The following is a 16,297-nucleotide window of genomic DNA, read 5'->3' on the forward strand; positions in this document are numbered from 1 at the left end:
CCGCCGTGCCGGGGGGGATAGCACGGCGGGCCGCCGGAAGGTGATCGTACTGCGTCCCGCGACCACCGCGCGACCGCGGGAGCGGATTTGTGCGCCTGGTTACCTGGCCCCCTGGTCAGGTGGCCTGGCCGGCGTCGGTCCCGGTCGCCGTCTCGGTGGTCGGCGCGGCCTCCGCGGGCGCCTCGGCCGGCCCGCCGTCGAGCCCGAGCTCGGAGCGGATCTGGGACAGCCGGGCCTGGGCCTCGGTGTTGAGGGCCGCCTGCTCGATCTCGAGCATCCGCCCCTCGACCGACTCGCCCTGGAGCTCCTGGGCGCCCTTGGCCTTGGCGTAGCGGGCCTCGATCTTCTCCCGCACCTCGTCGAAGGAGGGGGTCTCCTGTCCGACGGTCTCGGACAGCGACGCCATCGCGGCGTTCATCTGCTCCTGCATCTTCGCCTGGTCCAGCTGGCTCAGCAGCTTCTGGCGCTCGGCCAGCTTCTTCTGCAGGGCCGTCGAGTTCTGCTGCACCGCGGCCTTCGCCTGGTCGGCGGACTGCGCCTGCTGCAGCGACAGCGCCTTCAGCTCCTCGACCTCGTGCTCGACGGCGATGAGGCGGTTGGCGAAGGACTCCGCGGCGGAGGTGTACTCCCCCGCCTTCTTCGCGTCGCCCTTCTTGGTGGCGTCCTCGGCCATCAGCACGGCCTGGCGGGCGGAGCGGGAGATCTTCTCCATCTCCTCCATCGCCCGGTTCAGGCGCATGTCGGTCTGCTTCTGGTTGGCGATGACGTTGGCCGCGTTCTCCTTGAGCTGCCGGTGCTGCTCCTGGGCCTCCATGATCGCCTGCTCCAGCTGGACCTTCGGGTCGGCGCGCTCGTTGAACCGACCGGTGAGCAGCGCCACCAGGTAGTTCCACGCTCGGCGGATCAGCTTGATCATTGCTCGGTCACTCCCATCTGGGCGGTTCCACCGCCGGTCTCTTCCAGCGCCTGTCTCAGCGCCTCCATCTCGTTGACCACGCTGTCCACGTGGGATCCCAGGCCCGACAGCTGGCCGCTGTCGCCGGAGAGGGACAGCTCGACCGCCCGCGCCACGGCCTCGTCGAGGCGGGCATCGAGGAGGCGCAGCCGCTCCGCGGCGTCCTGGGTGACGTCCCGGAGGCGTCGCGCGGTCGCCACCTGGGCCTGCAGCGCCTCGACGCGCCGGCGGTTCGCCTCGCTCGGGTTGCGCTGCGCCTCGGCCTGCGCGGCGGGCAGGGCCCGCTCGGCCTCCGCCGGTTCGAGCTGGTGCAGGCCGTCCTCGAGGGCCTGGCCGCGCTGGGCGATCCGCCACGCCTCCCGGACGCCGTCGGTGATCCGCGCCCCGATCCCCTCGAGGCGATCCCGCAGCGGGCCGGGCTGGGCGCCGCGCAGGACCTGGGCGTACCGCTTCTCGGCGATCTGGGTCTCGTGCACGTAGTCGCGCCACGGCGAGCGCAGCGCCATCGGGTCGACGGCATCCGCGCGCCCCCGTCGGGGCACGGCCGTGAGGACGCGTGCGGCGTAGGCCCCGAGGCCGAGGACCGCACCGACCAGAGGACCCCCCGCCAGGATCCCGGCGGCGGCAGCGCCGCCGAGCAGCAGGATCGAGGACGGCGCGGCGATCGTCCGCGCGACCCTCGGGGTGAAGAAGCGGTCGCGGAACGACCGGTCCTCGATGGCTGTCATCCGCCGGGAGACTACCGGGCTCCGGGAGGTGCAGCGAGGGCCGTGGGACCCTCCGCTGCCACTAGGGGATGGCCAGGCCCCCGCGCCGCCGCCGACCCTGACGACCCGTACGATCAGAGGAGGACCGGCGGGGTCAGTCCGCGTGCCGCGTGGCGTCGCGGCGGTCGCGCCACGCGCCGGTGGACCACAGGGCCCACGCGACCAGCACCGGCTGGAAGAAGAGCCGGACGAGCCTGGCCCGGTCGGATTCGAGTCCGAACGCGTCGACGCCCTCCACGTACTGGGACACGTTGCCCGGGAAGATCGCCACGAAGAACCCCGCCACGACCCAGCCGACCAGCGACCGGCGACGTCGCGGGGCCGCCAGCAGCGCCGTGCCGAGGGCCAGCTCGACGACGCCGGAGCCGACGACGACCGCGTCGGCGTCGACGGGGATCCACGACGGCACCTGCGCCTGGAACTCCTCGCGCGCCACGATCAGGTGACCGGTGCCGGCCACCAGCAGCGCACCGCCGAGGGCCAGGCGCCCGAGGGTCCGCACGAGGCCTGTGCGCGCGCTCACGCCTCCACCACGTCGATCACGACGTCGACGTTCCCGTGGATCGCGTTCGAGTACGGGCAGACCTCGTGGGCGCGGTCGGCCAGCTCCTGGGCCGTCTCCCGGTCCAGGCGGGGGATCGCGACGTGCAGTGCGACCTCGAGGCCGAACCGTCCCCGGCGGCGAACAGCTGCTCGGGGTTGGCGCCGTCACCGGAGCCGCCCATGGCCTGGGGGACGGCGAGGTCGAGGTCGATGCGGCCGTCCGGGGTCGCGGCGTGGCCGTCGCGCCCGCCTCCGGTGGCGATGGCCTCAGCGGTGTACAGGGTCTTCACGTGGGGTGCTCCTCGGTGGTGGGGTCGGGGGCGGACAGACCCGAGAGCCGCCGCGCGAGCGCGTGGAGGGTCATGGCCTCATCGGGGGTGAGCGTCGTGTCGAGCTGGGACGCGAGCGTCCGGTGGACGCCGGGTGCGTCGGCGCGCACAACCATGTTGTGCACGATCTAGATGGTGTCCTGCGACACCCGCCCGAGGTTCGTCGGGGTGGCCATCCGGGCAGGGTCGACCCACATCGCTCGCGCGGCACCACACACCTGAGGAGGGTCGGAGATGGACGTGACCACGATCGCGATCCTCGTCGTCGTGGCGGTCCTGGTGCTGGTCCTCGCCGTGCTGTGGGTCCAGCGGCGACGCCGGCGGGGCGGGCTGAAGGTCGTCGCGAACCCGCAGGCGCCTGGCGACGGTGAGGCGACGTGACCGCCGCGCGCGATGCCCTCCTGATCCACGCGATGGACGTCACCGGCATGCCGGTCGTGACCCTGGGCGGTGACGCGGTGGCGCAGGTCCGCGACGTCCTGTTCGACCGCACCGGCAACGTCCGCGGGTTCACCCTCGCCGGGCGGGGGCTGTTCAGCGGGCCGATGGCGGAGTGGCTGCCCTGGGCCGGCGTCCACGGCTTCGGACCGGACGCGATCATCGTCGCCGACGTCGAGGCGCTGACGCGGGAGGGCCGCGACCCCGTCGACGGTGACGTGGTGGGCGACGAGGTCCTCACCCGCTCGGGCACCGTCGTCGGCACCGTGACCGACGCCGTCCTGCGCCTCGAGCCGGAGGTGCTCGACGTCGTGGGCTACGAGGTCGAACCGTCTGACGGCGGCGAACCACGGTTCATCCCGCTGCCCGACACCCTGTCGGTCACAGGCGGTCGCCTGGTCGTGCCCGACGAGGCGATGGAGTTCCTGGCACGCGACCTGTCGGGCTTCGGGGCGTCGGTCGACACGTTCCGCGAGCGCCTGAGAGGGGCCTGATCGTGGCCACCAGCCTGAAGTCCCTCCGCAAGCGGAAGGTCGTCGACACCGCGACCGCCGAGACGATCGGCCGGGTCCGCGGCGTCAGGATCGACCCGAGCGGCCCGTCGGTCATCGCCCTCGAGGTCAAGGGCGCCGTCAGCGGCGTGGTCGCCTTCTCCGAGATCATCGGCATCGGCCCGGACGCGGTGACGCTGCCACGCGCCGCGACGGTCATCGAGCAGGACGTCGACGCGCCGACCGACGCCGACGCCTACGGCGCGCGACTGCTCGACGACGGCGGTCGCGAGCACGGGACGGTCAGCGACCTGGTCATCGACGACGACGGGCGGGTCATCCAGGTCGTCGCCGGCGACCAGACCTTCGACCGGACCCTCCTCGGCATCGGCTCCTACGCGGTCGTCATCTCCAGGGCCTGACGGCCCTCCCCGGCTGCGCCGGGGTGCAGGGCGTCGTGCGGCTTCGCCGCGCTCATCCCCGTTCCGGTGAGCGAAGGGCTTCGCCCCGCTCACCGGCTAGAAGGTGGAGATGACGGCGGTGAAGACCTGGTCGATGGAGCGGGGGTCGGAGGAGTCGTAGACGACGGCGTCGGTGGCCTCGGCGATCAGCTCGAGGTCGCTCGTGTCGGCGTCCTGGCCGTAGCGGATCGGGAAGATGCGGATCTGCGTCGCGTTCTCGCCCTGGGCCTGGGACAGCACCTCGAGCATCGCCGCGCGGTCGTCGTTGCGGGGGTCGTCGTTCTGGCCGTCGCTCAACAGGACGATGGCGTTGATCTTGTCCGGGTCGAACTGCTCGGCCATGTCGGTGAAGCTGTCCTGGGTGACGGTGTACAGCGGGGTGCCCGCCACCGGCAGCAACCCGCTGAGGGCATCCCGCAGCGCCTGCTCGTTCTGCCCGATCGGCGCGAGGGGGACCAGGTCGAGGTGGTCGAGCGGCTCCCCCGTGTCGGGGTCGACACCCAGGTCCGTGGAGAAGATCCGCAGACCCACCACGTCGGCGTCGATGAACTCATCGAGGGCGGTGGTGGCCGCCGAGATCGCCAGGTCGAGCTTGGTCTCCCGGCTGCCCGACGCCGCGAAGTCCGCCATCGACCCCGAGACGTCGAGGACCAGCAGCACCTGCGCCGGCTTGCGGGTCTCCGACCACTGGGCGATCAGGTCCACCATCACGTCGGAGTCGGGCGTGGAGAGCGTGGTGGTCGGCTGCGCCGGGTCGACGCCGTTCTCCGGCACCACCGGGTCGGCGATCGGCACCTCGATGTTCCCGGGGCGGAACCCGAACTCGAGGACGCGCTCCTGGTTCTCGGGCTGCTGGACGAAGTCGGTGAAGATCTGCGCCGCCGCGGCCTGCTCGTCAGAGACCCACTCGGCGTCGGAGAGGATGAAGAACGGGTTGTCGCTGAACAGCGTCCCCTCCTCGGGGTAGATGGCGACCAGCGGCGTCCGCGGCTCGACGACCTCCTCCCCCGGCTCGAGCACGCCGTCGGGGTTGCCGCGGTTGTAGTTGATCAGGCTGACCTCCTCGACGGCCACCGCCGAGGCGTAGGTCAGCGCCGTCCCGCGCTGGTCGTTGCGGTACCAGTTGTTGAGGAACGTCAGCGTCGTGTCCCCGTAGTGGACGACGGCGGACTCGATGCTGGCCGCGCCCTCCAGCACGTCGGCCCGCGAGATGTCCTCACCGGTGAGGTCCTGGGTCTTGTCGACCAGCGCGTAGTACTGGGCGATCAGCGCCGACAGGCCGGAGGTGGAGAAGTTGGGGTTCGTCTTCCCCAGCCGGAACGGCCCCCACTCGGGGTGGCCGTAGGCCGCCCAGCCCTGCGGGTCGCGGGACAGCTCGAGGATCGTGTTCCACCCGATCGGCTCGTCGGGGTGCCCGAGCGCCTCGGCCATCGGCTGCGGCATGGCGATGACCAGCGGGCTCAGCATGAACGGCGCGTAGTCCTCCGGGACGTACGGCGTCTCGCCGGCGTCGATCAGGCGCTGGTTCAGCACCTGCCCCCACGCGGCGGAGGCCGGCGACCAGATCACCGGCAGGGGCCCCTCGAGGTCGGTGTCCCAACCGGTCGCGAGCAGGTCGGCCGCCAGGCCCGACGCCTTGGTCTGGGGCCGGACGAAGATGCACCCGCCGCCGATCGCCTCGACGTCCTGGGACTCGTCGGAGCCGTTGAACTCGTTCGCCAGGTCCGTGAGCAGGTCGATCTTCTCACTCGACACCGCCATGTCGACCGTGGTGCACCCCCCGGGGTCCGCCTGCGCCAGACCGCCCTGGGTCAGGTCCCCCTCCCCTCGACCGTCACCGCCGTCGAGGGTCTCCCCCCCGCCGTCGGCGCTGGGCGTGCACGCCGCGACCACCAGCGCCAGCACCACCCGCACCCCGAGCGCACGCCACCGAGCCACAACCACACCGAACCCCTCAGCCGATCCGACCTCTCGGCGACAGGGTAGTGCAGCCCGGCCCAGCCGGGTCAGGGCAGCCGTTCGCGGAGCGCGAAGAGGGTGCCGCCGCTCGGCAGCCCGTCGTCATCCGGCGGGGCGGGCGGGCCGTCCGCCACCGGCGCGCCGTCCGGCCCGCGCCACCCGGCGTCGAGGAGGGCCTGCGCGGTGCGCTCGCCGAGATCCCCGACGTCAGCCCCGTCGACCCCGACGGCCACCACGGGCAGGTGGGCGACCGGGGTCGGCCAGGCCAGGTTCGCGTTGTCGCGGGTCGAGCCGCGCACGGCCGGCAGCGCGGTGGCCTCGAGCGCGACCGCGGTGTCGTTCTGCGCCCCGCCGGTGAGGATCAGCTGGCTGACGGGGTCACCGGTGCGCACCGACTGGCCCAGCACCCCGTCGACCCAGCTGACGTACGCCGTCCCCTGCAGGTCCGCGAGGCTGTACGCGGACCCGCCGAACAACCCGCCGGCCAGCGCTCCCAGGCCGGTGAGCGCCTCGGTGCTGCCGTCGAAGCTCGCGAACCCGCCGCGGAGGTCCCCGGTGCGGAGCAGCTCGGCCGCGCAGGCCCAGGTGATCTCGGCTCCGCAGGCGTCGGCGACCAGCTCGTCGCGGGCGACGGCGGTCACCAGGACCAGCGGCGAGGTCGCGAGCACGTCGCGGTCCTCACCGAAGGTGGCGCGGCTCCGCTGGGACTGCTCGATCATCTCGACGACGGCGAGCGGCGCCACCAGGGCGTCGTAGGTGACCGGGGCGGTCGTGAAGGCGTCGAGCAGCTCGGCGAGGTCCAGCGCGTCCGACCCCGCCGGGCAGGCCTGGCCGAGGACCTCGTCGCACGCGACCGCGAGCTCGGCGTCCCCCTCCCCTCCCCCGCTGCCGGTCGCGGCCGTGGGACCCGTCGAGGGTGCGGCGACCGGCTCGTCGGACTCGATGAACTCGCTCCGGACGTACAGGGCCCCGCCCACCAGCCCGACGGCGAGGACCAGCGCCAGGATCGTCTTGACCGCGCTCACGTGCCGACCCTCATGACGTCGCGATCCGGTCGGGCAGGTCCTCGGTGGTGAGGGTCTGCAGGACCTCCGCGGTGGGCTGGTCGAGGGTGACCACCCGGCTGGCGTGGCGGGCCACGGCCGCCTCGAAGACGTTGCGGGCCAGCCGGCCGTTGCCGAAGCCCCGGTCGCGGGGCACGTCGTCGATCAGCTCGGCCAGGCGCGCCCGGGCGTCGTCGTCGAAGTGGTACTCGTTGCCGTCGGCGATCAGGTCGGCGATCGCGACCAGCTCGTCGGTGGTGTAGTCGGGGAAGTGGATCGTCTGGGGGAACCGCGACCGCAGCCCGGGGTTCGAGTCCATCAGCTGGACCATCTCGTCGGGGTAGCCGGCCATGATCACGACCGTGTCGTCCCGGCGGTCCTCGACCAGCTTGACGATCGCGTCGATCGCCTCGCGACCGAAGTCCTTCTCGCCACCGCGCACGAGCGAGTAGGCCTCGTCGATCAGCAGCACCCCGCCGCGGGCCGCGTCGAAGACCTTGACCACGTTCGTCGCCGTCTGCCCGACGAAGCCCGCGACCAGACCCGAGCGGTCGGTCTCGACCAGGTGCCCGCGCGGCACGACCTCGAGGGTGCGGTAGATCTGGGCGATCAGCCGGGCGACGGTCGTCTTCCCGGTGCCCGGGTTGCCGGTGAAGACCAGGTGGCGGCTCGAGTCCGAGACCTTCAGACCCTTCTCCGCCCGCAGCTTCTGGACCTGGATCAGGTTGGTGACCAGGCGCACCTCGGACTTGACCGGGTCGAGGCCGACCAGCTCGTCGAGCTCGGCGAGGAGCTCCTCGAGCGGCCGTGGCGGCGGCAGCTCCTCGAGCGCCGCCTCGGCGTCGGCGTCGGCGTCGGCCGTCGCCTCCTGCGCGGCGAGGGTGGGGTTCGGCGGCGGTCCCTGCGCCCTCGGGCCGCGGGGCAGCCCGGCGGACGTGATCGCGGTGAGGAGGGTGCGGCGGAACCGCTCGATGGCCTGCAGCTCGACGTGCTGGGTGACGCTGTCGAGGGCCACGACGTGGTGGGCCAGGCGGAGGGCGTGGACGTAGTAGGTCCAGGCGTGGTTGGTCTGCTTGGCCCGGTCCGCTGCGACCAGCGTGTCGAACATCAGCGACGGCTTGTCGATGAAGACCCGCTTGCCGGCCATCATCCCCATTCCGCGAAGCGCCGCAGGGGTGGCGTGGTGGATGTGGGTGTCCATCAACCCGCTGAACGCACCGATCAGGGCCCACAGCTCGGTGTCCGAGTGCGCCCCGTCGGCGTCGATCATGGCGCCGACGATCTCGTAGGCCTCCGCGACCACGTCGGCCTGGGGGTCCTTCGAGCCGAGCTCCTCGAGGGCGGGGGAGACGCCGGCGACGAACTCACGGACGGGGGCGCGCAGGGTGTCGGTCACAGCGGCCCCAGTCTGCACCACGCGCCGGGGAGGTGAGGGGTCACAGCCCGTGCGGCACGTCCCGCTGGTCCGCGGACAGCTCGTCGACCGACAGGCCGTGCGCCGCGAGCTTCGCGGCGGCGATCTCGCGGTCCAGTGCCGGCGAGATCACGTGCACCCCCGGCTCGTAGCCGCCGCGTGCGAGCTCGTGGCAGCCCACGCCCTGGACGGCGAAGGACAGGTCCATGATCTCGATCGGGTGGCCCAGTCCGCCGGCGATGTTCACCAGCGCCCCGCCGGCGAGGACGTGCACCCCGCGGCCGTCGGGGAGCTCGTAGCGCTCGATGCCCTCGCGGACCTCGACCACCTCGACCGCCGCGCCGGCCAGGGCCTCGACGTCGACCTCGAGGTCGTGGTGGCCGGCGTTGGCGAGGATCACCCCGTCGGCGAGCAGGTCGAGGTGGCGGGCCCCGATCGCCCGCAGCCCGCCGGTGGCGGTGATGACCAGGTCGGCGGTCGGCAGCGCCTCGACGGCGGTGGCGACGCTGTGGCCGTCCATGAACGCCTCGAGGGCCTTCACCGGGTCGATCTCGACCACCACCGGGGTCGCGCCGAGCGCCCGGAGGTAGGTGGCCAGACCCCTGCCGACCCAGCCGTAGCCGACGACGGCGACGGTCATGCCGGCGACCAGCATGTTGGTGAGGCCCATGATCGCCTGCACCGTCGACTGGCCCGTCCCGTAGCGGTTGTCGAAGAGGTGCTTGCAGGCCGCGTCGTTGGCCGCCATCGCCGGGAACGGGAGCCGACCGGCGTCGGCCAGGGCCCGCAGCCGCGCCACGCCGGTGGTCGTCTGCTCGGTGACCCCGACCAGGCCCGCGTAGGCCTCCGGGCGGTGGCGGGCCATGCGGGTGGTCAGCTCGGCCCCGTCGTCGATCACGAGCTCGGGGCGGGAGTCCGCCACGGCCAGCAGGTCCTCCTCCCACACCGCGTAGCCGCTCGCCCGGGTCGAGTGGACCTCGATCCCCCGGTCGACCAGGGCCGCGGCGACCTCGTCCTTGGTCGACAGCGGGTTTGACCCGGCGACGACGACCTCGGCACCGGCGTCCGCGAGGACCGTGGCGAGCAGCGCCGTCTTCGCCTCCAGGTGGACCACCAGCGCGACCCGACGGCCGTCCAGCGCCCCGTCGGCGAGGCGCTCGCGCAGGTAGGTGTCCACCACGGGTGAGTGCCGCCGCGCCCACTCGATCGCCCGCCGCCCCCCGGGCGCCAGGCCGAGGTCGGCGATGCGGGATCGGTCGGCGGCGTCGGACACGGGAGCTCCAGTCAGGTGGCGGTCGGGGCGGGCGACCGGCAGTGTGCCGGACACCGACGACAGCGCGCAGGTCCGGGTGCGGGCGGGCCCCGACGTGTGCGGACGCGTGTGCGACGCTCGTCCCCATGCCCGAGCTCGCCTCCGACGCCGTCGACCCGCTGATCGACCACCTGGTCGCCCTCCCGCCCGTGGAGGTGGTCTACACCGACCTCGACGGCACCCTCCTCGGGCGCGGCGGGTCGGTGCTGCGCGACGCGGACGGCCGGCCGAGCCTGCGGGCGGCGGGCGCGCTGGTGGCCGCGGCGGAGGAGGGGATCGCGGTCGTCGCCGTCAGCGGCCGCCGGGCGGCGGACCTGCGCCACGACGCGCGGCTGCTCGGGCTGGACGGGGCGATCGCGGAGGTGGGCACGGTGGTCATCCGCGGCGGCGCCCAGCACCACCGCTGGGGCGGGTGCCCCCGGGACCTGGCCGACACCCCGCGGGAGGCGCTGCGCGTCGCGGGGGCGCTCGACGTCCTGCTCGCGGCGTTCGACGGGGACATCCGTCCGTTCGAGCCCTGGGACGCCGGCCGCGAGGGCGGGCACCTGCTGCACGGCCGGATCGACGTCGCCGCGGCGGACGCGGCGCTCGAGGCCGCGGGCCTGGGCTGGGCACACGTGCTCGACAACGGGCGCGCGGGCGGCTGGGAGGGCCGCGCGGACGTGCACGCCTACCACCTCGTCGCGCGGGGGACGGGGAAGGCGGCGGCGCTGGCCGAGGACCTCGCCGAGCGCCGACTGACCCGCGACCAGGCGCTGGCGGTCGGCGACTCCGTCGAGGACCTGACGATGGCGGGCGAGGTGGGGACCTACGTCATCGTGGCGAACGGCCACGGGGAGGAGGGGGCCGGCTGCGTGCGCGTCCCCGGGCGGAACGGCGACGGCGTGGCCGACGCGATCGACGCGGTCCTGGCCGCCCGCCGGCTCCGTCCCGACCTGCGGAGCCGTGGCTAGCTGGGCCAGTCCTCGCCCACGAGGACGTGGATCTGGATCTGCTCGGTCAGGGTGCCGGGGTTCTCCCCCACCGTGGTGAAGCGCTCGTCGGCGGAGACCAGCGCCTGGGCGGCGGCGTCCTGACCGGGGCTCGGGAACACGGTGGTCTGGGGGTAGGGGTTCGGCGAGACGCCGGACTCGGTCACGTCGTAGCCGAGCTCGGTGAGCGCTTGCACGGCCGCGTCGAACTGCTCCGCGGTGGTGTTCGCCCCGGCGATCACCTGCACCGACGTGCCCGCACCGACCTGGCCGCCCGCGGCGCCGGGTGTCTCGGTCCCGGCCGGGGCGGCGGACGGCCCCTCGGTGCCGCCGGGAAGGCCCGGCGCCTCCGTGACCGGGCCGGTGGGCAGGGTCTCGAGGGGGATCTCGCTCCCGGTCACCAGCGGGGTGGTGTCCTGCGGCGTCTCGGTGCCGTCGAGGGCCGTCACCTCCTCGCCGTCGCCCATGCTGCCGAAGACGATCCAGTAGATGAGGAACGCCAGCGCGGCGAACAGCAGGGCGCGGATGAGGGGCGCGGCGATCGACGACTGCGTCGGCGCCGGCCCGTAGTCGTCCTGCTCGTAGGAGTCCATCGCCGTGACCCTACTTCGTCTGCCCGCGGCCACGGTGGTCCGTCAGTCCGGGTGCGGTCGTCCGCGCGTGGCGGGCGCGGCGGCGACGGCGGAGGCGGCGGACCAGCAGGGGGTCGTGGCGCTCGGCGGCGGGTGAGTCCACCAACTCGGCGAGGACCTGGTAGTAGCGGGTGGGCGAGAACCCGAAGGTCGCGGCGATCGCCGCGAGCTTGCCGCCCTGGTGGGCGGTCCAGTCGCGCTCGAAGTCGAGCACCGCGCGGTCGCGGTCGCTCAGCTCTCGCCTGGGCACAGCACCTCAGCTCCTCGGGGGTGGACGGCGCGATCGTACGCACCACCCCCGCCCGGGCCGCGGAACCGCCGCACGCCGGGGGCGGCCCGCCGCTACCCTGACGGCCACCCGCCGGGATAGCTCAGTTGGCAGAGCGTCGCTCTTGTAAAGCGAATGTCCGGGGTTCGATTCCCCGTCCCGGCTCCGCGTCCGCGACCCTCCGGAGCCCGTCGGCGATGCACCACTGGCCTGCGGTGTAGGTCGCCATGACGGCGCCCTCGAGGAGCGGGGAGGGGGCGCGGCGCAGGAACCGCTGCACCCCGATGAGGGAGTCGCTGAGCAGGAACAGGGCGGTGCCCGCGACGATCTCGCCGCGGGTCCGCCGGGGCAGGTGGCGGTCGAGGACCGTCGAGGCGGCCACCATCGTGCAGATGATCCCCGCGTAGCCGGCCACGGGCAGGCGCAGCTCGGGGTCGTCCCGACCGGCCGCGGCGGCCAGCGCCGGCGCGAGCAGGACCCAGGTGCCGGCCGCGGCCACGGGCCCGGGCTCCCGCCAGGACGCCGCGGGGTCGCGGACGGACCGGAAGGCCGCGACGTAGCCGACGTGGGCGCCCGCGAAGGACCCGACCCCGGCGAGGAAGGGGGTCCGCCCCTCCCCCAGCAGCGCGAGGTCGCCGGCCCAGGACAGCAGCTGGGCGACAGCCGTGGCGCGGGCGACGGCCCGCCGCCGGGCGCGGGGGCGCGTCGCGAGGTGCAGCACCGGCATCAACAGCGGCTTGGTGACCCGTCGCACCGGCCGGGCCGTGGGACCTCGGGCCGCGAGCGCGGCGTCGAGCACCGCGACCGCGGCGTAGACGGCGGTCGCGGGGCGACGCGCACCGCCGGATCCCATCGGGCGCATCCTCGCCGATCAGCGCGTGCGGAGCCACCAGGTGCCGCCATCCGGAGGGGGAGGGGGACGGTGTGGCCCCGCGCCGAGCCGATAGCGCAGGGCCACACCAGAGGTCGTGCCCTATGGAGGGAGGGAGCACGACCGGGCCCAGAGTAGACCCCTTCCGTCGATCGGCATGCAAAACCCGTGTGACGGGTGCGTCACACCTCGTCGACGGGATCCGCCGCCAGTGCCAGGAGGGCCTCGGCCACCGCGTCGGGCTGCTGGAGGTGGACGTCGTGCGCGCCGTCGAACCAGTGGACCCGACCGCGGGGCAGGACGGCCAGCGCCGCGTCGACGGCCGCCGCCTTCTCCGCCCCCCAGGCCCCCTCGCCGCGGACCGGGAGCAGCAGCACCGGGGCCTCCACGTCACCGAAGACGCCGCTCGGGTCCGCCGCGTGCATCGCCTCGACGATCTGGCGGTGGTCGGCCAGCGCCAGACGCGGCCGGACCGTGCCGTCCTCGAGCTCGAGGAAGTTGCCCATCTGCGCCTCGAGCGCCCCGTCCGGCCACCCGGCGACCCCCGCGGCGATCATGTCCCGGACCTCGGTGGCCGGGCGACCGGCGAGCGGCGGCGGACGCAGCGCCTCCCAGGCCTCCTGGGGGTCGGCGAACCGGTCGCCGATGGCGATGGTGCCGCCGTCGACCGCGGCGATCGCGTGCCACCGGTCGGGGTGGGCGGCCCCGGCGTGGATCACGACGTTCCCGCCCCAGGACTGGCCGACGAGGACCGGGGTGCCGAGGTCCATCGCCTCGACCAGCGCGACGAGGTCGCCGGTCACCTCCGGGTACCGGTAGCCCGTCGCGGCCCGATCGCTCTCGCCGTGCCCGCGCTGGTCCACCGCGACGACCCGGTGGCCCGCCGCGGCGAGCACCGCCGAGACCCCGTCCCACAGCCGCGCGTTGGACGCGAGCCCGTGGACGAGGAGGAACGGGCGGCGGTCGCCGGGCCGCTCGCGGACGCTCAGCGCCCGCCCGGGCTCGACCTCGACGCGGTGCGTGCGGATCGGCGGGGGCGGTGGTGGCGGCACCGGGCGAAACCTACAGTGGACGCCATGGCCCGCATGCTGCTGCGCCCGGGGTGGATCGTCACGCACCTCATCGTGATCGCGATCGTGGTGCTGTTCGTGAACCTCGGGCTGTGGCAGCTCGACCGGCACGCCGAGCGCCAGGATGAGATCGCCCGGACCGAGGCCGCGCTGGCCGGCGCGCCGGTGCCGCTCGACGAGGCCCTCGGGGCCGAGGACGTCGCGCACCGCCCGACGACGGCCACCGGGACCTACCTGGCCGACGGGCAGGTCCAGCTGAGCCCGCGATCGAACGCGGACCGGCCGGGCTATGAGGTGCTGACGCCGCTCGCGCTGGCCGACGGCCGCACGCTGGTGGTCAACCGCGGCTGGATGCCGCTCGACAGCCCGATGCCGCTGCCGCCGGCGGGCGAGGTGGCGGTGGAGGGCCGGCTCCAGCCGCCGACCACGGCTCGGCAGGTCCTGCCGCCGGGCGGCGACGTCGCGGAGCTCGTCAGCAGCGTCGACCTGGCGCGCCTGAGCGGGCAGGTGGACGACCTGGTCACCACCGCGTACCTCGAACGGGTCGACGAGGAGGCCCGCACCGCGGGCGACCTGCCGCTGCCCGCCGGCCCGGTCAGCCTCGATGCCGGCAACCACCTGTCCTACGCCGTCCAGTGGGTCGTCTTCGCCGCCGTCGGCCTGATCGGCTACCCCCTCCTCCTGCGCCGCCGGCTGCAGGACGCCGCGGGCACCGCGCCCGGTGACGGCGCCGGCCCGCCCCCGGACCCAGCCGACGCGCCCGACGGGGACGACGCCCGGCCGGGCGGCCGCGTCGAGCGATCCGGGGTTTCGCAGTAGCCTCGCGGTTCGCCGTGGAGAACCTCCTGAGACTGCTGTCGCTGAACGCCGCCCGCCTCATCTTCGTGGGCAGCCTCCTGGTGGCGCTGTACGTCGGGTTGAACTGGGCCCTCGACATCGAGGCGCGGCCCGACGCCACGTCGCTCGCCGCCGAGCGGGCGGCGGCGGAGGCCAGCGCGAGCGAGGACGCCGCGGCCGCCGCGACCCCGACCCCGACCCCGACGGCCGCCAGCGCCACCCCGACGGCGCCGCCCACCGTCGACCCGGAGGAGCTGATCGCCGCCGCGGCACCCCCGGCGGAGACCTCGGTCCAGGTGCTCGACGCCGGCGGCGGGCAGGCCAGGGTCGACGCGGTCGTGTCCGCCCTCGAGCAGATCGGCTACGACATCGTCGCGCGGCAGAGCTCGTCGCGCGACGTCGAGCGCACCACGGTCTACTTCACCGACGGCAACCAGCCGCAGGCCGAGGGGCTCCGCGCCCGGGACCCGCGGTTCCAGGTCGTCGAGGCGAACCAGGGCCTGTCCGACGGCGTCGACATCCACGTCCTGGTCGGCCCGGACTTCTGAGCCGGGTGGCGCGCACCAGCCGACGTGCGGTGCTGGGGGGCCTCGCCGCGCTCGGGGCGGCGGCGTGCACCGGACCGCCGCCGCGGGAGCGCCAGGTCGACCGTCGACAGGCCGTGGTGGTGGGCGCCGGCCTCGCGGGGCTGACCGCGGCCTTCGACCTCGAACGGGGTGGGTGGCAGGTGGAGGTGCTGGAGGCCTCCGCACGGGTCGGTGGGCGCGTGCACACGCTCCGCGGCGGGCCCCTGCCGGCCGACGCGTGGATGGAGGCGGGCGCCGACCGCATCGCCGCCGACCACGCAGCGGTCCTCCGCCTGGCCGAGGAGGTCCGCGTCCCCCTGGTCGACGCGGGTCCGCGGACCGGCCTGGACGACGTCGTCTGCCTCGGCAGCCTCCCCACCAGGGCCCCCGGCGCGCTGTCCCCGGACGAGGCGACCGCGCTGGCCACCGCCAGGGAGGTGCTGGTCCGCTACGCCGACCCGGACGTCGTCGACGTCGCCGTGCCCGCCGCGCTCCGCGCCCTGGACCCCGATCCCCGGGTGGTCCGCCTCCTCGACGCGCAGGTCCGCGACCTGGTCGGCCACGACCTCAGCGACCTGTCCGCGGGCTTCGTCGGGACCGCGCTCGCGCCCGCCCCCGACGCCGACGGGACGTCCACGGACGCCGAGCCCCGGACCGTCGAGGGCGGGATGGACGTCCTCGTGTCGGCGCTGGCCGACGCGCTCGCCGCGCCGGTGCGCACGAACCACGCGGTGACGGCGATCAGCCAGGGGCCCGGCGGCGCGATCGTCACCCACAGCCGCGGGCAGACGCGCGCCGACCGCGTCGTGCTGGCGGTGCCCGCCCCGGTGGCCGCGACCCTGGACCTGGGCGACCCGGACGCGACGGCGAGGTTCGCGGCGCTCCCGACCGGGCGTGAGACCCGCGTCCTGCTGGTCTACGAGGCCCCGTCGTGGCGCGACGAGGACCTGTCCGGCCGCCTGCTCGGCGACGGGGTGGTCGGCACGACGGCTGAGTCCGCGGCTCAGCGCGAGGGGGGACCGGGGCTGCTGGTGGCGGGTGCCGTCGGCGGCCAGGCCGTCCGGCTGGTCGCGCTCGCCGAGGCCGTGGGCGCCGTCAAGGCCGCTGTCGACGCCTGCATGCCCGCCGCGCCGTTCGCCGCCGCCCGGCCCGCGGTGACGGGCGCGGGGCACGACGAGCCGTGGGCGCTCGGCGGCCGCCCGGGGCACTCCCCGGCCACGTGGGGCACCCGCGCCGCCCTGGCCCAGCCGATCGGCCTGGGGCACGTCGCCGGCGACCACACGGGCACGCGCCCGGGGACCCTCGACGCCGCGGTCGAGTCGGGCCGTCGGGCGGCGGCGGAGGTCCTGGCGACCCGCTGAACCGGCGCG

General features: G+C 74.7%; 18 protein-coding genes, 1 tRNA gene and 2 pseudogenes. 8 read left to right on the forward strand and 13 right to left on the reverse strand.

The window, feature by feature from the left end:
* Positions 1-115: 115 nt before the first annotated feature.
* From ACEQ2X_RS16640 to ACEQ2X_RS16660, 5 genes and pseudogenes are all read right to left on the reverse strand, one after another.
* A complete protein-coding gene (locus ACEQ2X_RS16640) occupies positions 116-916 on the reverse strand; it encodes a PspA/IM30 family protein (RefSeq protein WP_370326955.1) in 801 nt (266 codons plus the stop codon).
* Positions 913-1,683 (reverse strand): hypothetical protein, encoded by a 771-nt coding sequence (locus ACEQ2X_RS16645; protein WP_370326956.1) that lies wholly within the window; start codon positions 1,681-1,683, stop codon positions 913-915. Before ACEQ2X_RS16645 ends, ACEQ2X_RS16640 begins: the two co-directional genes overlap by 4 nt.
* 133 nt (positions 1,684-1,816) lie before the next feature.
* The gene (locus ACEQ2X_RS16650; protein WP_370326957.1) at positions 1,817-2,245 is read right to left on the reverse strand and encodes a hypothetical protein; all 429 of its coding nucleotides are present in this window, start codon (positions 2,243-2,245) and stop codon (positions 1,817-1,819) included.
* Positions 2,242-2,555 (reverse strand): annotated as a pseudogene (locus tag ACEQ2X_RS16655) (organic hydroperoxide resistance protein). The gene ACEQ2X_RS16650 and the pseudogene ACEQ2X_RS16655 overlap by 4 nt, the downstream one beginning before the upstream one ends.
* Entirely contained in the window at positions 2,552-2,719 is a 168-nt protein-coding gene (locus ACEQ2X_RS16660) for a hypothetical protein (RefSeq protein WP_370326958.1), read from the reverse strand. Before ACEQ2X_RS16660 ends, ACEQ2X_RS16655 begins: the two are co-directional and overlap by 4 nt.
* 109 nt (positions 2,720-2,828) lie before the next feature.
* Between ACEQ2X_RS16660 and ACEQ2X_RS16665 the strand changes: the two genes are divergently transcribed.
* From ACEQ2X_RS16665 to ACEQ2X_RS16675, 3 genes are read left to right on the forward strand one after another with little or no spacing between them, the layout of a single operon-like run.
* On the forward strand, positions 2,829-2,975 hold the full coding sequence (locus ACEQ2X_RS16665; protein ID WP_370326959.1) for a hypothetical protein: 147 nt from the start codon (positions 2,829-2,831) through the stop codon (positions 2,973-2,975).
* A complete protein-coding gene (locus tag ACEQ2X_RS16670) occupies positions 2,972-3,526 on the forward strand; it encodes a PRC-barrel domain-containing protein (protein WP_370326960.1) in 555 nt (184 codons plus the stop codon). The genes ACEQ2X_RS16665 and ACEQ2X_RS16670 overlap by 4 nt, the downstream gene beginning before the upstream one ends.
* A gap of 2 nt (positions 3,527-3,528) precedes the next feature.
* Positions 3,529-3,945: a hypothetical protein gene (locus tag ACEQ2X_RS16675; RefSeq protein ID WP_370326961.1), complete on the forward strand. Its 417-nt coding sequence runs from the start codon at positions 3,529-3,531 to the stop codon at positions 3,943-3,945.
* Positions 3,946-4,041: 96 nt separating this feature from the next.
* On the opposite strand, the gene ACEQ2X_RS16680 is transcribed toward ACEQ2X_RS16675, so the two are convergent.
* The 4 genes from ACEQ2X_RS16680 to ACEQ2X_RS16695 form a co-directional block, all read right to left on the reverse strand.
* A complete protein-coding gene (locus tag ACEQ2X_RS16680) occupies positions 4,042-5,922 on the reverse strand; it encodes a substrate-binding domain-containing protein (RefSeq protein ID WP_370326962.1) in 1,881 nt (626 codons plus the stop codon).
* 68 nt (positions 5,923-5,990) lie between these two features.
* Positions 5,991-6,968, reverse strand: a complete 978-nt coding sequence (locus ACEQ2X_RS16685) for a hypothetical protein (RefSeq protein ID WP_370326963.1) — start codon at positions 6,966-6,968, stop codon at positions 5,991-5,993.
* 10 nt (positions 6,969-6,978) lie between these two features.
* Positions 6,979-8,382: an AAA family ATPase gene (locus ACEQ2X_RS16690; protein ID WP_370326964.1), complete on the reverse strand. Its 1,404-nt coding sequence runs from the start codon at positions 8,380-8,382 to the stop codon at positions 6,979-6,981.
* A 40-nt stretch (positions 8,383-8,422) separates the two neighbouring features.
* Positions 8,423-9,673 carry an adenosylhomocysteinase gene (locus ACEQ2X_RS16695; protein WP_370326965.1) on the reverse strand — a complete coding sequence of 417 codons (1,251 nt, stop codon included), beginning with the start codon at positions 9,671-9,673 and terminating at the stop codon, positions 8,423-8,425.
* Between the two features lie 125 nt (positions 9,674-9,798).
* Between ACEQ2X_RS16695 and ACEQ2X_RS16700 the strand changes: the two genes are divergently transcribed.
* Positions 9,799-10,665, forward strand: a complete 867-nt coding sequence (locus ACEQ2X_RS16700) for an HAD family phosphatase (RefSeq protein ID WP_370326966.1) — start codon at positions 9,799-9,801, stop codon at positions 10,663-10,665.
* Here ACEQ2X_RS16700 and ACEQ2X_RS16705 read toward each other — a convergent pair.
* Together ACEQ2X_RS16705 and ACEQ2X_RS16710 are read right to left on the reverse strand one after the other, a co-directional pair.
* Positions 10,662-11,276 carry a LytR C-terminal domain-containing protein gene (locus ACEQ2X_RS16705; RefSeq protein ID WP_370326967.1) on the reverse strand — a complete coding sequence of 205 codons (615 nt, stop codon included), beginning with the start codon at positions 11,274-11,276 and terminating at the stop codon, positions 10,662-10,664. The genes ACEQ2X_RS16700 and ACEQ2X_RS16705 overlap by 4 nt on opposite strands.
* 10 nt (positions 11,277-11,286) lie before the next feature.
* Positions 11,287-11,565 (reverse strand): DUF3263 domain-containing protein, encoded by a 279-nt coding sequence (locus tag ACEQ2X_RS16710; protein WP_370326968.1) that lies wholly within the window; start codon positions 11,563-11,565, stop codon positions 11,287-11,289.
* A 110-nt stretch (positions 11,566-11,675) separates the two neighbouring features.
* On the opposite strand from ACEQ2X_RS16710, the gene ACEQ2X_RS16715 reads away from it, so the two are divergent.
* A tRNA-Thr gene (locus tag ACEQ2X_RS16715) sits at positions 11,676-11,748 on the forward strand.
* A gap of 31 nt (positions 11,749-11,779) precedes the next feature.
* Here ACEQ2X_RS16715 and ACEQ2X_RS16720 read toward each other — a convergent pair.
* Both ACEQ2X_RS16720 and ACEQ2X_RS16725 read right to left on the reverse strand, forming a co-directional pair.
* Positions 11,780-12,445 (reverse strand): annotated as a pseudogene (locus ACEQ2X_RS16720) (lysoplasmalogenase); the annotation flags it as partial.
* Positions 12,446-12,636: 191 nt separating this feature from the next.
* Positions 12,637-13,506, reverse strand: a complete 870-nt coding sequence (locus ACEQ2X_RS16725) for an alpha/beta fold hydrolase (RefSeq protein ID WP_370326969.1) — start codon at positions 13,504-13,506, stop codon at positions 12,637-12,639.
* Positions 13,507-13,530: 24 nt separating this feature from the next.
* Between ACEQ2X_RS16725 and ACEQ2X_RS16730 the strand changes: the two genes are divergently transcribed.
* The 3 genes from ACEQ2X_RS16730 to ACEQ2X_RS16740 are packed head-to-tail and all read left to right on the forward strand — an operon-like array spanning position 13,531 to position 16,288.
* Entirely contained in the window at positions 13,531-14,343 is an 813-nt protein-coding gene (locus ACEQ2X_RS16730; RefSeq protein ID WP_370326970.1) for an SURF1 family protein, read from the forward strand.
* A gap of 14 nt (positions 14,344-14,357) precedes the next feature.
* Positions 14,358-14,909, forward strand: coding sequence for a LytR C-terminal domain-containing protein (locus ACEQ2X_RS16735; protein ID WP_370326971.1), 552 nt, complete (start codon positions 14,358-14,360; stop codon positions 14,907-14,909).
* 5 nt (positions 14,910-14,914) lie between these two features.
* A complete protein-coding gene (locus ACEQ2X_RS16740) occupies positions 14,915-16,288 on the forward strand; it encodes a flavin monoamine oxidase family protein (RefSeq protein WP_370326972.1) in 1,374 nt (457 codons plus the stop codon).
* Positions 16,289-16,297: the final 9 nt, after the last annotated feature.

Origin of the sequence: Euzebya sp., assembly GCF_964222135.1 — a bacterium.
GTDB lineage: Bacteria > Actinomycetota > Nitriliruptoria > Euzebyales > Euzebyaceae > Euzebya.

What these genes read in the sequence shown, in the direction of transcription:
- ACEQ2X_RS16640 (WP_370326955.1), bottom strand. Translation starts at nt 916, where the DNA reads ATGATCAAGCTGATCCGCCGAGCGTGGAACTACCTGGTGGCGCTGCTC.
- ACEQ2X_RS16645 (WP_370326956.1), bottom strand. Translation starts at nt 1,683, where the DNA reads ATGACAGCCATCGAGGACCGGTCGTTCCGCGACCGCTTCTTCACCCCG.
- ACEQ2X_RS16665 (WP_370326959.1), top strand. Translation starts at nt 2,829, where the DNA reads ATGGACGTGACCACGATCGCGATCCTCGTCGTCGTGGCGGTCCTGGTG.
- ACEQ2X_RS16700 (WP_370326966.1), top strand. Translation starts at nt 9,799, where the DNA reads ATGCCCGAGCTCGCCTCCGACGCCGTCGACCCGCTGATCGACCACCTG.
- ACEQ2X_RS16705 (WP_370326967.1), bottom strand. Translation starts at nt 11,276, where the DNA reads ATGGACTCCTACGAGCAGGACGACTACGGGCCGGCGCCGACGCAGTCG.
- ACEQ2X_RS16730 (WP_370326970.1), top strand. Translation starts at nt 13,531, where the DNA reads ATGGCCCGCATGCTGCTGCGCCCGGGGTGGATCGTCACGCACCTCATC.